Genomic DNA, 12,466 nt, shown 5'->3' on the forward strand with positions numbered 1-12,466 from the left:
TTCACGCGTGCGCCGCGCCATCGCGACGCACGGCTGTACCCTGTTTAATCGACGGAGAACGGTTTGTTCGACACTATTCTTGACTGGGCCGCCAACGGCCTTGCCAACTGGTCCTGGTGGGAGATCGTGATCTACACGCTGGTGGTGACTCACATCACCATCTGCGGCGTTACCATCTTCCTGCACCGCTGCATGGCCCACCGCTCGCTGGACCTGCACCCGGTTGCGCAGCATTTCTTCCGCTTCTGGCTGTGGCTGACCACGGGCATGGTGACCAAAGAGTGGACCGCGATCCACCGCAAGCACCACGCCAAGTGCGAGACCGCGGACGACCCGCACAGCCCGCAGACCCGCGGCATCCGCAAGGTGCTGCTGGAAGGCGCCGAGCTGTACCGCGCCGAGGCCAAGAACAAGGAAACCATCACCAAGTTCGGTCACGGCACGCCCGACGACTGGGTCGAGCGCAATGTGTACTCGCGTTTCGGCTGGCAGGGCGTGGGCCTGATGCTGATCATCGACGTGGCGCTGTTCGGCGTGATCGGCCTGACCGTCTGGGCGGTGCAGATGCTGTGGATCCCGATCCACGCCGCCGGCATCATCAACGGCCTGGGCCACTTCTGGGGCTACCGCAACTACGACTGCGAAGATGCGTCCACCAACGTGTCGCCGTGGGGCATCATCATCGGTGGCGAAGAGCTGCACAACAACCACCACACCTATCCGACCTCGGCCAAGTTCTCGATCAAGTGGTACGAGTTCGACATCGGCTGGGGCTATATCCGCGCGATGCAGGCGGTCGGCCTGGCCAAGGTGAAGAAGACGCCGCCCAAGGCACGCCTGGTGGCAGCCCGTCCGGTCGACGAAAATACGCTGGAGGCGATCATCGCCAACCGCTACGACGTGATGGCCCGCTACGCCAAGGCCGTCAAGACCGCCTACAAGGAAGAGCTGCACAAGCTGAAGGCCGGCAGCCTGCCCGCCTACCGCGACTTCAAGCCGGCCCGCAAGTGGTTCCACCGCGAGGAAGGCAAGCTGGCCGCCACGCAGCGCGAGCAACTGGCGGACATCGTCCAGCAGAACAAGTCGCTGCATACCTTCGTGGAAATGCGCCGCGAGCTGGCCGCGATCTGGGGCCGCTCCAACCTGACGCGCGAACAGTTGCTGCAGCAGCTGCAGGCCTGGTGCCAGCGCGCCGAGGCCAGCGGCATCCAGGCGCTGCAGGAGTTTTCGCTGCGCCTGCGCCGCTACGCCTGATACAATCAGGCCCGCGCCCGAAAGGCTCGAGAAAAGCCCCGCCCCTTGGCGGGGCTTTTCTTTTCGCTAGACTGCACCCATGTTGTATCCGCAGATCTCGCGGGCCTGCCGGAGCCGCCGAGCGACAAGAGGAGCACCGGGAAGCACCGGGAGTAGTGGAGGGAGTAGTACGAAATGACCCCAGAGACGATCAAGACCGTCGAGTTCGAGAAGCCGAACCTGGCGGATGACGCCGGCGCGGCCGGCGGCAGCTGCGTGGCCCATGCCTGGGCCAAGGTGCCGCCGGCACTGACGGCCGACCAGCGCAGCGATCTCAAGGCGCGCATCCGCGCGCTGCTCAAGGCGCGCGACGCTGTGCTGGTGGCCCACTACTACGTGGATGCCGACCTGCAGGACCTGGCCGAGGAAACCGGTGGCTGCGTGTCCGATTCCCTGGAGATGGCCCGCTTCGGCCGCGACCACCCGGCCAAGACGCTGGTGGTGGCGGGCGTGCGCTTCATGGGCGAGACCGCCAAGATCCTGAGCCCGGAGAAGACCATCCTGATGCCGGACCTGGATGCGACCTGCTCGCTCGACCTGGGCTGCCCGGCCGACGAGTTCGCGGCCTTCTGCGACGCCCATCCCGACCGCACAGTGGTGGTCTACGCCAACACCAGCGCTGCCGTGAAGGCGCGCGCCGACTGGATGGTGACCTCCAGCATCGGCCTGAAGATCGTCGAGCATCTGCATGCCCGCGGCGAGAAGATCCTGTGGGCGCCCGACAAGCACCTGGGCGGCTATATCCAGCAGCAGACCGGCGCCGACATGCTGCTGTGGCAGGGATCCTGCCTGGTGCATGACGAGTTCAAGGGCATCGAGCTCGACCTGCTGCGGCGCGAATTCCCCAAGGCCAAGATCCTGGTGCATCCGGAATCGCCGGCCAGCGTGGTGGCCCAGGCCGACGTGGTCGGTTCCACCTCGCAGCTGATCGCGGCCGCGCAATCGCTGGACGCGCGCGAGTTCATCGTCGCCACCGACAACGGCATCCTGCACAAGATGCGCATGGCCGCGCCCGGCAAGCATTTCATCGAGGCGCCCACCGCCGGCAACAGTGCTACCTGCAAGAGCTGCGCGCATTGCCCGTGGATGGCCATGAACGCCTTGACCAACCTGGCCGAGGTGCTCGAGACCGGGCGCAACGAGATCCATGTCGATGCGCAGCTCGGCCGCCAGGCCTATACCTGCATCGACCGCATGCTCGGCTTCGCCGCCGCGCAGAAGGCCAACGTGCGTCCCTCGGCCGACCTGGCCAAGGAGCAGGCGCTTTTCCAGGGAGTGGGTCCGGCATGAGCGCGGCCAGCATCAATCCGATCTTCGATAGCTACGGCCCGGCCCTCGCGGCCGCGTTGGCTGCCAACGTCCAGGCGGCCATTGCCGAGGACGTGGGCAGCGGCGACCTGACCGGCATGCTGGTTCCCGCGGACAAGGCGGCGCGCGCCCGCGTCATCGTGCGGGAGCAGGCGGTGCTGTGCGGCCAGCCGTGGTTCGACGCCTGCATGCGCGCGGTCGACCCGCAGTTGCAGGTGCGCTGGCTGCAGCAGGAAGGTGCGCTGATGGCGCCCGACTCGGTGGTCTGCGAGATTGCCGGGCCTGCGCGCTCGCTGCTGACAGCCGAGCGGCCGTCGCTGAACTTCCTGCAACTGCTGTCCGGCGTGGCCACCGCCACGCGCCGCTACGCCGACCTGGTGGCGGGCACGCGCGCGCGCGTGCTCGACACCCGCAAGACCTTGCCGGGGCTGCGCCTGGCGCAGAAATACGCGGTCAAGGTGGGCGGTGGCGAGAACCAGCGCCTGGCCCTCTACGACGGCATCCTGATCAAGGAAAACCATATCGCCGCCGCCGGTGGGATCACCGCTGCGCTGCGGGCCGCCGCCGGGCTCGGCAGCGGTGCGCCGGTGCAGGTCGAGGTGGAAACGCTGGCCGAACTGGAAGAAGCGCTGGACGCCGGAGCGGTCTCGATCCTGATCGACAACTTCACCGAGCCGATGATGCGCGAGGCCGTGCGCATCAATGCCGGGCGAGCGCTGCTGGAAGTGTCGGGCGGCGTCAACCACGAGACCATCCGCGCCTTTGCCGAGACCGGCGTGGACCGGATCTCGGTAGGGGCCCTGACCAAGGACGTGCGCGCGACGGATTACTCGTTGCGGATCGTCGAGTAGACCTGCGCGCTCGCGCATGTTGCCGGCCGCTGGCGGCCGGCAACAGCCTTCTTCTTTCCCTCTTTTCCCTTCTTTCCTGTTGCTTACCTGCGCCGCGCGGGCGGTTGCATGACGGTCGGCAATGCCTTGGGCAGCGTGTCCGGGTAGTCGCGGCTGAAATGCAGGCCGCGGCTTTCGTGGCGGGAGTAGGCGCTGTCGACGATCAGCGAGCTGACCTCGACCAGGTTGCGCAGTTCCAGCAGGTCGCGCGTCACGCGGAAGTTGGCGTAGTACTCGCCGATTTCTTCGCGCAGCAGCCCGATGCGGTGCTGGGCACGTTCCAGGCGCTTGCTGGTGCGCACGATGCCCACGTAGTTCCACATCATGCGGCGCAGCTCGTCCCAGTTGTGCGACACCACCACTTCCTCGTCGGCGTCGGAGACGCGGCTCTCGTCCCAGGCCGGCAGCGCGATATCGGGCTTGCCGGTCTTGCCCTGCGACGCCATGTGCTCGGCCGCCGCGCGCCCGATCACCATGCATTCGAGCAGCGAGTTGGAGGCGAGGCGGTTGGCGCCGTGCAGGCCGGTGCAGGCGGTTTCGCCGACCGCGTACAGGTTGGCGAGGTCGGTGCGCCCGGCCGTGTCGGTCACCACGCCGCCGCAGGTGTAGTGGGCAGCCGGCACGACCGGAATCGGCTCGCGCGCGATGTCGATGCCCAGCTCCAGGCAGCGTGCGTGGATGGTGGGGAAGTGCTCGCGCAGGAAGGCTTCCGGCTGGTGGCTGATGTCCAGGTGGACGCAATCCAGGCCGTGTTTCTTCATCTCGAAGTCGATGGCTCGCGCCACCACGTCGCGGGGCGCCAGTTCGGCGCGCGCGTCGTGCGCCGGCATGAAGCGGGTCCCGTCGGGCAGCCGCAGCAGGCCGCCTTCGCCGCGCACCGCTTCGGAGATCAGGAAGGACTTGGCGTAGGGGTGGTACAGGCAGGTGGGGTGGAACTGGATGAACTCCATGTTCGACACCCGGCAGCCCGCGCGCCAGGCCATGGCGATGCCGTCGCCGGTGGCGGTGTCGGGATTGGTGGTGTACAGGTAAACCTTGCCCGCGCCGCCGGTGGCCAGCACCGTGTGCGTAGCCGTGATGGTGCGCACGCGGCCGCTGGCGTCATCGAGCACATAGAGGCCGTAGCAGCGCTTGCCCGGCAGGCCGAGCTTGCTTGCCGTGATCAGGTCGATCGCGCAGTGGTCCTCGAGGATGGTGATATTGGGGTGCTTGCGCGCCTGCTCGGTCAGCGTGCTGACCACCGCATGCCCGGTCGCGTCAGCGGCGTGGATGATCCGCCGGCGGCTGTGACCCCCCTCTCGCGTCAGGTGGAAGCCCAGTTCGGCCTGTTCGTCCTTGGTGAACGGCACGCCGCGGTCGATCAGCCACTGGATCGTTTCGCGGCCGTGCTCAACGATATAGCGCGTCGCTTCCTCGTCGCACAGGCCGGCACCCGCCACCAGGGTGTCCTGGACATGCTCGTCATGGCTGTCGCCGGAATCGAGCACGGCGGCGATGCCGCCCTGGGCCCAGTCGCTCGCGCCCTGGGTCATGGCGCGTTTGCAGAGAATGACGACCCGATGGGTCTCGGCCAGTTGCAGCGCGACCGTAAGTCCGGCGAGTCCGCTGCCGACAATGGCGACGTCGAAGTTCATGATGCGGGAAGGGCGCAAATGCGTGAGCGTGCGCGGAGGAGGCGGGAAAGCTGAAAAGTGTACACCCGCTATGCTGGCGCCGGACGCAAAAAAGCCCCGCACTGGCGGGGCTTTTTGCCTGCATGCCTGACGGCATGCGAAGGATGACCAGGATCGATTACTTGATCTTGGTTTCCTTGTAAGCGACGTGCTTGCGGGCGACGGGATCGAACTTCATGATCTCCATCTTTTCCGGCATGGTGCGCTTGTTCTTGGTCGTGGTGTAGAAGTGACCGGTACCCGCGGTGGATTCCAGTTTGATCTTGTCGCGTCCGCCTTTGCTGGCCATGGTGTACTCCTAATTAGACTTCGCCACGTGCGCGCAGGTCGGCGAGCACGGAGTCGATGCCTTTCTTGTCGATCAGGCGCAGGCCGGCGTTCGAGACGCGCAGGCTCACCCAGCGGTTTTCCGATTCAACGAAGAAGCGGCGGTTCTGCAGATTGGGCAGAAAACGACGCTTGGTCTTGTTGTTCGCGTGGGAAACGTTGTTGCCGACCATCGGCGCTTTCCCGGTCACTTGACAGACGCGTGCCATGAAGCACTCCTAAATCTCTATTCGTGGACAATGTCGCAACAGATCAACAGAAGGCGCACGGGCCCGGACTGCAGCGGTTGGGACTTCAGCAAAACGAGCATTGTAAACCGAAATCGCAAGGTAGATCAAGAAGTTCTGGGCTTTCGCCGCCGTGCCGCGAGGTGGCGCGCACCACATGTTACGCCTGAGCCACCCCGCATGCCCCTTCGCCGGATCAGAGCTGATGGTGCTCGGCCAGCGAGTAGGCGGCGCCGGCGGTAACGATGAAGTGATCCAGCACCTGGACATCGATCAGGGCTAGAGTCCGCGCCAGGCTGCGCGTCATGTCGAGGTCGGACTGGCTGGGCGTGGCGTTGCCCGAGGGATGATTATGCGCCACGATCACCGCGGCTGCATTGTGCGCGAGCGCCCGCCGAGCCACCTCGCGAGGATAGACGCTCGTGTGCGTCAGTGTGCCGCGGAACAGTTCCTCGCTGGACAGCAGCCGGTTGCGCGCGTCGAGGAAGAGGCACATGAAGACTTCATAGGGCAGGTGGGCGATCGACAGGCGCAGATAGTCGCGCACCGCCTGCGGCGAGGCGAGGTCGGTCGCCAGCCGCAGGTCTTCGGCCAGCGCGCGCCGCGTCAGTTCGAGCGCGGCCTGCAGTTGCGCGTATTTCGCATGCCCCATGCCCCGCACTTGCGCCAGTGCGGCGGCGTCCGCCGCGAACAGGCGCGACAGCGAGCCGAAGCCGCCGATCAGCTCGCGCGCCAGGTCCACGGCGGTCTTGCCCGCCACGCCCACACGCAGGAATACCGCCAGCAGCTCGGCATCGGAAAGGCTGGGTGCCCCGTTCTGAAGCAGTTTTTCACGTGGCCGCTCGTCGGCCGGCCAGTCGGTGATGGACATCGCGCGGTCTCCAGTGGAACGGTTAGGGCGGGTTTGGCCCTGGTCGCTTACAATAGCGGTTGTTTACCGGTTGAACACCCATGAATGTGCAAACTTTTGCCTCGGAGGCAGCGGACGGGCAGGCCCCCGGCCGCAAGACCGTGCAGGCGGATTCCTTCCTGACCCTCCACTACAGCATTTCCCTCGAGAACGGCACGGAAATCGTCAGCACGTTCGAGGACAAGCCCGCCACGCTGCTGCTCGGGCAGGGGCAGATGGCGCCCACGCTGGAGCAGGCGCTGCTGGGCATGCCCGAAGGCGAGCGCACCACGTATCGGCTCGCGGCGGAACAGGCCTTCGGGCCGCGCAACCCCGAGTTGCTGCAACGCGTCTCGCTGACGACCCTGCGCGAGAACAGCTCCTTCGAGGAGGACTACGCGCCGGGCGACCTGGTGGAATTCAACGCGCCGGGCGGCGGCAAGTACGCCGGCGTGCTCAAGGAGATCGGCCCGACCTCGGCCTTGTTCGACTTCAACCATCCGCTGGCCGGGCAGGCGATCCTGTTCGACGTCCAGCTGATCGGTATCCTCTGATGCTCCGCCGCCTGGCGGCTTGAGCGCGGCATTTGCCCGCTCGCCGCCGACGGCCTTCCGTAAGAACTTCAGCATGCCTGAACTCAACACCGCCAACGACGCCGAGATCCTGCTGGCACAGCCGCGAGGCTTCTGCGCGGGCGTCGACCGCGCCATCGAGATCGTCGAGCGCGCGCTGCTGCGCTTCGGCGCGCCGATCTACGTGCGCCACGAGATCGTCCACAACGCCTATGTGGTGGCCCAGCTGCGCGAGAAGGGCGCCATCTTCATCGACGACCTGGCCGAGGTGCCGGAGGGCTCGACCGTGATCTTCAGCGCCCACGGTGTGTCGCGCCAGGTGCGCGACGAGGCCGCTGCGCGCGGGCTGACCGTGTTCGACGCTACCTGCCCGCTCGTGACCAAGGTCCACGTCGAGGTCGGCAAGATGCGCGCCGAGGGCTGCGAGATCGTGATGATCGGCCACAAGGGCCACCCGGAGGTGGAAGGCACCATGGGGCAGGTCGAAGCCGGCATGCTGCTGGTGGAGTCGGCCGAGGACGTGCAGCGTCTGCAGGTCACCGATCCTTCGCGCCTGGCCTACGTGACCCAGACCACCCTGTCGGTCGACGAGACCCAGGAGATCGTGGCGGCGCTCAAGACGCGCTTCCCGCAGGTCAAGGAGCCGAAGAAGCAGGACATCTGCTACGCCACGCAGAACCGCCAGGACGCCGTCAAGTTCATGGCACCCAAGGTGGAGGTGGTGATCGTCGTTGGCAGCCCGAACAGCTCCAACTCGAACCGCTTGCGCGAACTGGCGGCGCGTCTGGGCGTGCCTGCCTATATGGTGGACTCGCCCGACCAGGTGCAGGCCGAATGGGTGGCCGGCAAGCGCCGCATCGGCCTGACCGCGGGCGCGTCGGCACCCGAGGCGCTGGCCCAGTCCATCGTGGAGCGCCTGCGCACGCTCGGCGCCACGCAGGTCCGCGCCTTGGAGGGCATCGAGGAGAACATGTCCTTCCCGCTGCCGCGCGGCCTGCAGGTCGACCCGACCTGATCCGTCCCGGCCGGGTGCAAGGCCCGGCCGCTGCCGCCCGCACCGTTCGCGGGCGTGCCGCCGATCCCGATCTGGCGGCATCCCCCGCCTGAATCGCTTTCCGCATTTCCTTTCCGCATTCCGCTTCCCTTGCGACCGGGGCAGCGTCTTGCGCGAATCGCCATTCGCGATCCGCCTTCCCCCGCGAGCCTTTCCTTCGCATCCCGCTGCATCGTTGCGATGCGTGGCGCCGCTTCGGTGCCGCAAATCGGTATGCGCGCTTTGCGTGCCGTATTGCGCACGAAACCAGTGCGGGATTACTCCCGCCTGTCTGTGGCGAAAGACAAATCAGGGTAATCCCCATTTATCGGGTTTTCCCTATTATGGTGCGAGCGCAATATTCTGCACATTAGGAATTGGCGTACCCTTATAGGAATGGAGCACATAATTAATTCAGAAGTGTCTGGGTGCGGCTTCCTAAACAAAACGCCAGTTTGAATGGCTTGGGCATGAATCTTGTTAGGTTGTAGGCGGGGAGCCGTCCTCTAGGCGGGAATTGCCCCAATCTGGGCATTGGGGAAATTCCCTAGCTCGATTAACGGGTTATTGAATCGGGTTGTTGCGTCGCATATTGCGTCCGCAAAGAAAGGGGATACAATGCGCGCGTTTCAAATTGAAACAAAACATAAGGCGGTTCAGGGGAAACGTCTGGGAGGCGTTGCAGTTCCCTGTCTTGTGAATCCTAGGAGATCACTCATGCAAATCACGTTGGCCAAGATCGTGCCGCTCGCAGCAGCTGTGGCACTGGTCGCAGGTTGTGGCAAGAAAGAGGAAAAGCCTGCCGAATCGGCAGCCTCGGCGCCCGCGGCTGCCGCGCAGGCCGGGGGCGGCGAAGTGGTCGTCAAGATCGGCCACGCCGCGCCCCTGACCGGCGGCATCGCCCACCTGGGCAAGGACAACGAAAACGGCGCCCGCCTGGCCGTGGAGGAGGTCAACCAGAAGGGCCTGGAGATCGGCGGCAAGAAGATCAAGCTGGAGCTGGTGGGCGAGGACGACGCCGCCGACCCGAAGACCGGCACCGCCGTCGCGCAGAAGCTGGTGGACGAGAAGGTCGTCGCCGTGGTGGGCCACCTGAATTCGGGCGTCTCCATCCCGGCCTCCAAGATCTACAGCGATGCCGGCATCGTGCAGATCTCGCCGTCGTCGACCAACCCCGACTACACCAAGCAGGGCTTCAAGACCACCTTCCGCGTGGTTGCCACCGATGCCCAGCAGGGCCCGGCGCTGGCCAACTATGCGGCCAAGAACCTGCATGCCAAGAGCGTGGCCATCGTCGACGATGCCACCGCCTACGGCAAGGGCCTGGCCGACGAGTTCGAGAAGACCATCAAGGCCGCCGGCGTCAACGTGGTGGCGCGCGAGGCCACCAACGACAAGGCCACCGACTTCAAGGCCATCCTGACCAAGATCAAGGGCAAGAAGCCCGACGTGATCATGTACGGCGGCATGGACGCCACCGGCGGCCCGTTCGCCAAGCAGGCGAAGGAACTGGGCATCGGTGCCAAGATCGTCGGCGGCGATGGTGTCTGTACCGACAAGGTGGCCGAACTGGCCGGCGACGCGGTGTCGAACATCATCTGCTCGGAAGCCGGCCTGGCGCTGTCGAAGATGGAGCAGGGCGCGGATTTCGAGAAGCGCTACGAGGCTCGCTTCAAGTCGCCGGTGCAGATCTACGCGCCGTTCACCTATGACGCCGTGATGGTCATCGTCGACGCGATGAAGCGCGCCAATTCGACCGACCCGGCCGCCATCCTGGCCGAGATGCCCAAGACCAACTACAAGGGCCTGATCGGCAACATCGCCTTCGACGAGAAGGGCGACATGAAGGAGGGCACCATCACGCTGTACGAGTACAAGGACAAGAAGAAGACTGTACTTGACGTCGTGAAGATGTAATCTGGGTTTATCGGCCCGAATGGACGGCACCGTGAGGACCTTGCGGTGCCGTTTTTTTCGCCTCGCCCCTCGTGGCATCGTCCTTACCAGGGACGGCGCAGGGCAGGCAGCTTACCAGCTATCGACTTTTCGTTACCCAACCCGTCACGTACCACCGCCCCCGGCATCCACACCATGCCGTGCCGCAAGGCCTGGGGCTGAAGTAGGAGCTCTTCATGGATATCTTTATCCAGCAGATCGTGAACGGCCTGGTGCTCGGCAGCATCTATGCGCTGATCGCACTTGGCTACACCATGGTTTACGGCATTCTCGGCATCATCAACTTCGCCCATGGCGACGTGCTGATGTTCGGCGCGATGACCGCGCTGTCGGTGATCCTCGGTCTTCAAAAATTCGCACCCGGCCTGCCCGACTGGCTGGTGCTGGTGATTGCCACGCTGGTCGCGATGCCGGTTTGCGCGGTGCTGGCCTACACCATCGAGCGCGTCGCCTATCGGCCGCTGCGTAATGCGCCGCGACTGGCGCCGCTGATCACCGCGATCGGCGTTTCCATCATCCTGCAGACGTTGGCGATGATGATCTGGTCGCGCAATCCGCTGACCTTCCCGCAACTGCTGCCCGCCGAGCCGATCGACATCGGCTCCACCGGCGCCACCATCACTGGCAAGGAGATCGTCATCATCGCCATGGCGCTGATCGTGATGTCCGGCCTGCTGGCACTGGTCAACCGCACCAAGCTGGGCCGCGCCATGCGCGCCACGGCCGAGAACCAGAAGGTGGCCGGGCTGATGGGCGTGAACCCGAACTTCGTGATCTCGGCCACGTTCATGATCGGCGCAACGCTGGCGGCGCTGGCCGGCGTGATGATGGCGACGAACTACGGTAACGCGCACTTCTACATGGGCTTCATTCCCGGCCTGAAGGCCTTCACGGCGGCGGTGCTGGGCGGCATCGGCAACCTGGCGGGAGCCATGGTCGGCGGCATGCTGCTGGGCATGATCGAGGCGCTCGGGGCCGGCTACATCGGCGACCTGACCAACGGGGTGTTCGGCTCGAACTACCAGGACGTGTTCGCGTTCATCGTGCTGATCACCGTGCTGGTGTTCCGTCCGTCCGGCATCATGGGCGAACGCGTGGCCGAACGCGCGTGAGGAGAACTGCATCATGACTACCCAGATTCCCTCCTCCGCAACGCAGGCGGCAGCGCCTTCGCGCACGCCCGCCAAGACCCTGGTGGCGCTGCTTGCCCTCCTCGTCGTGGCGCTGTGCGCGCCGTTCATCGTGCAGACGCTGGGCGGCAACTACTGGGTCCGCGTGATGGACTTCGCGCTGATCTACATCATGCTGGCGCTCGGCCTGAACATCGTGGTGGGCTTCGCCGGCCTGCTCGACCTGGGCTATATCGCGTTCTACGCGGTCGGTGCCTACCTGATGGCGCTGCTGGGCTCGCCGCACCTGTCCAACCAGTTCGAGTGGATCCACCAGCTGTTCCCCCACGGGCTGCATGTCAGCGTGTGGTGGGTGCTGCCCCTCGCGGTGCTGGTCGCGGCCACGTTCGGCGTGCTGCTCGGCGCGCCCACGCTGAAGCTGCGCGGGGACTACCTGGCCATCGTCACGTTGGGCTTCGGCGAGATCATCCGCATCTTCCTGAACAACCTGGATCGCCCGCTCAACATCACCAACGGACCCAAGGGTATTACCGGGGTGGAGCCGATACGCCTGTTAGGCTTCGACTTTTCCAAGACGCATGACATCTTCGGCCTGAAGCTCACGCCCGTGTTCCTGTATTACTACCTGCTGGTGGCGCTGGTGGCGATCATCGTCTTCATCTGCCTGCGGCTGCAGAACTCGCGCATTGGCCGCGCCTGGGTGGCCATCCGCGAAGACGAGATCGCCGCCAAGGCGATGGGCATCAACACCCGCAATATCAAGCTGCTTGCCTTCGCCATGGGCGCTTCCTTCGGTGGCGTGTCGGGCGCGGTGTTCAGCTCCTTCCAAGGCTTCGTCTCGCCGGAATCCTTCGTGTTGTGGGAATCCATCTACGTGCTGGCCATCGTGGTGCTCGGCGGCATGGGCCATATCCCCGGCGTGATCCTCGGCGGCATCCTGCTGGTGGGCTTCCAGGAATTGCTGCGCGCCACGGCGGGGCCGGTGCAGAACATGCTGTTCGGGTCGGTGATCGTCGATGCCGAGGTGCTGCGCCAGTTGCTCTTCGGGCTGGCGATGGTGGGCGTGATGCTGTACCGCCCGGCGGGCCTGTGGCCTTCGCCGCGCAAGGAAGACCGCCCCGTGGTGCGCCGCGCGGGCACGGTTGGCCGTTTCTGAGCAGGAGGATAC

12 protein-coding genes are annotated in these 12,466 nt (G+C 65.4%); 8 read left to right on the forward strand and 4 right to left on the reverse strand.

What is annotated here, in order from left to right:
• The first annotated feature begins 63 nt into the window (after nucleotides 1–63).
• The 3 genes from AC1Z3O_RS02160 (at nucleotide 64) to nadC (ending at nucleotide 3,452) form a co-directional block, all read left to right on the forward strand.
• Nucleotides 64–1,254 (forward strand): DesA family fatty acid desaturase, encoded by a 1,191-nt coding sequence (locus tag AC1Z3O_RS02160; RefSeq protein ID WP_483513148.1) that lies wholly within the window; start codon nucleotides 64–66, stop codon nucleotides 1,252–1,254.
• A gap of 174 nt (nucleotides 1,255–1,428) precedes the next feature.
• Entirely contained in the window at nucleotides 1,429–2,583 is a 1,155-nt protein-coding gene (nadA, locus tag AC1Z3O_RS02165) for a quinolinate synthase NadA (protein WP_483513150.1), read from the forward strand.
• Nucleotides 2,580–3,452 (forward strand): carboxylating nicotinate-nucleotide diphosphorylase, encoded by an 873-nt coding sequence (gene nadC / locus AC1Z3O_RS02170; protein ID WP_483513152.1) that lies wholly within the window; start codon nucleotides 2,580–2,582, stop codon nucleotides 3,450–3,452. Before nadA ends, nadC begins: the two co-directional genes overlap by 4 nt.
• Before the next feature lie 83 nt (nucleotides 3,453–3,535).
• On the opposite strand, the gene nadB is transcribed toward nadC, so the two are convergent.
• The 4 genes from nadB to radC all read right to left on the reverse strand — a co-directional run bounded on the left by nadB (nucleotide 3,536) and on the right by radC (nucleotide 6,589).
• A complete protein-coding gene (gene nadB / locus AC1Z3O_RS02175; protein WP_483513154.1) occupies nucleotides 3,536–5,125 on the reverse strand; it encodes an L-aspartate oxidase in 1,590 nt (529 codons plus the stop codon).
• Nucleotides 5,126–5,282: 157 nt separating this feature from the next.
• Nucleotides 5,283–5,453 (reverse strand): 50S ribosomal protein L33, encoded by a 171-nt coding sequence (rpmG, locus tag AC1Z3O_RS02180; protein ID WP_010814980.1) that lies wholly within the window; start codon nucleotides 5,451–5,453, stop codon nucleotides 5,283–5,285.
• Nucleotides 5,454–5,466: 13 nt separating this feature from the next.
• Nucleotides 5,467–5,700, reverse strand: coding sequence for a 50S ribosomal protein L28 (gene rpmB / locus AC1Z3O_RS02185; RefSeq protein WP_006575661.1), 234 nt, complete (start codon nucleotides 5,698–5,700; stop codon nucleotides 5,467–5,469).
• Between the two features lie 214 nt (nucleotides 5,701–5,914).
• On the reverse strand, nucleotides 5,915–6,589 hold the full coding sequence (gene radC, locus AC1Z3O_RS02190; RefSeq protein ID WP_483513158.1) for a RadC family protein: 675 nt from the start codon (nucleotides 6,587–6,589) through the stop codon (nucleotides 5,915–5,917).
• An 80-nt stretch (nucleotides 6,590–6,669) separates the two neighbouring features.
• On the opposite strand from radC, the gene AC1Z3O_RS02195 reads away from it, so the two are divergent.
• The 5 genes from AC1Z3O_RS02195 to AC1Z3O_RS02215 all read left to right on the forward strand — a co-directional run bounded on the left by AC1Z3O_RS02195 (nucleotide 6,670) and on the right by AC1Z3O_RS02215 (nucleotide 12,454).
• The gene (locus tag AC1Z3O_RS02195; RefSeq protein WP_483513159.1) at nucleotides 6,670–7,161 is read left to right on the forward strand and encodes an FKBP-type peptidyl-prolyl cis-trans isomerase; all 492 of its coding nucleotides are present in this window, start codon (nucleotides 6,670–6,672) and stop codon (nucleotides 7,159–7,161) included.
• Between the two features lie 73 nt (nucleotides 7,162–7,234).
• Nucleotides 7,235–8,194, forward strand: coding sequence for a 4-hydroxy-3-methylbut-2-enyl diphosphate reductase (ispH, locus tag AC1Z3O_RS02200; protein ID WP_483513161.1), 960 nt, complete (start codon nucleotides 7,235–7,237; stop codon nucleotides 8,192–8,194).
• 735 nt (nucleotides 8,195–8,929) lie between these two features.
• Nucleotides 8,930–10,129: a branched-chain amino acid ABC transporter substrate-binding protein gene (locus tag AC1Z3O_RS02205; protein WP_483513162.1), complete on the forward strand. Its 1,200-nt coding sequence runs from the start codon at nucleotides 8,930–8,932 to the stop codon at nucleotides 10,127–10,129.
• Between the two features lie 215 nt (nucleotides 10,130–10,344).
• Nucleotides 10,345–11,280 (forward strand): branched-chain amino acid ABC transporter permease, encoded by a 936-nt coding sequence (locus tag AC1Z3O_RS02210; protein WP_483513164.1) that lies wholly within the window; start codon nucleotides 10,345–10,347, stop codon nucleotides 11,278–11,280.
• A gap of 13 nt (nucleotides 11,281–11,293) precedes the next feature.
• On the forward strand, nucleotides 11,294–12,454 hold the full coding sequence (locus tag AC1Z3O_RS02215) for an ABC transporter permease subunit (RefSeq protein WP_483513166.1): 1,161 nt from the start codon (nucleotides 11,294–11,296) through the stop codon (nucleotides 12,452–12,454).
• Nucleotides 12,455–12,466 lie beyond the last annotated feature (12 nt).

It is taken from the genome of Cupriavidus sp. 09_S30, assembly GCF_056930435.1.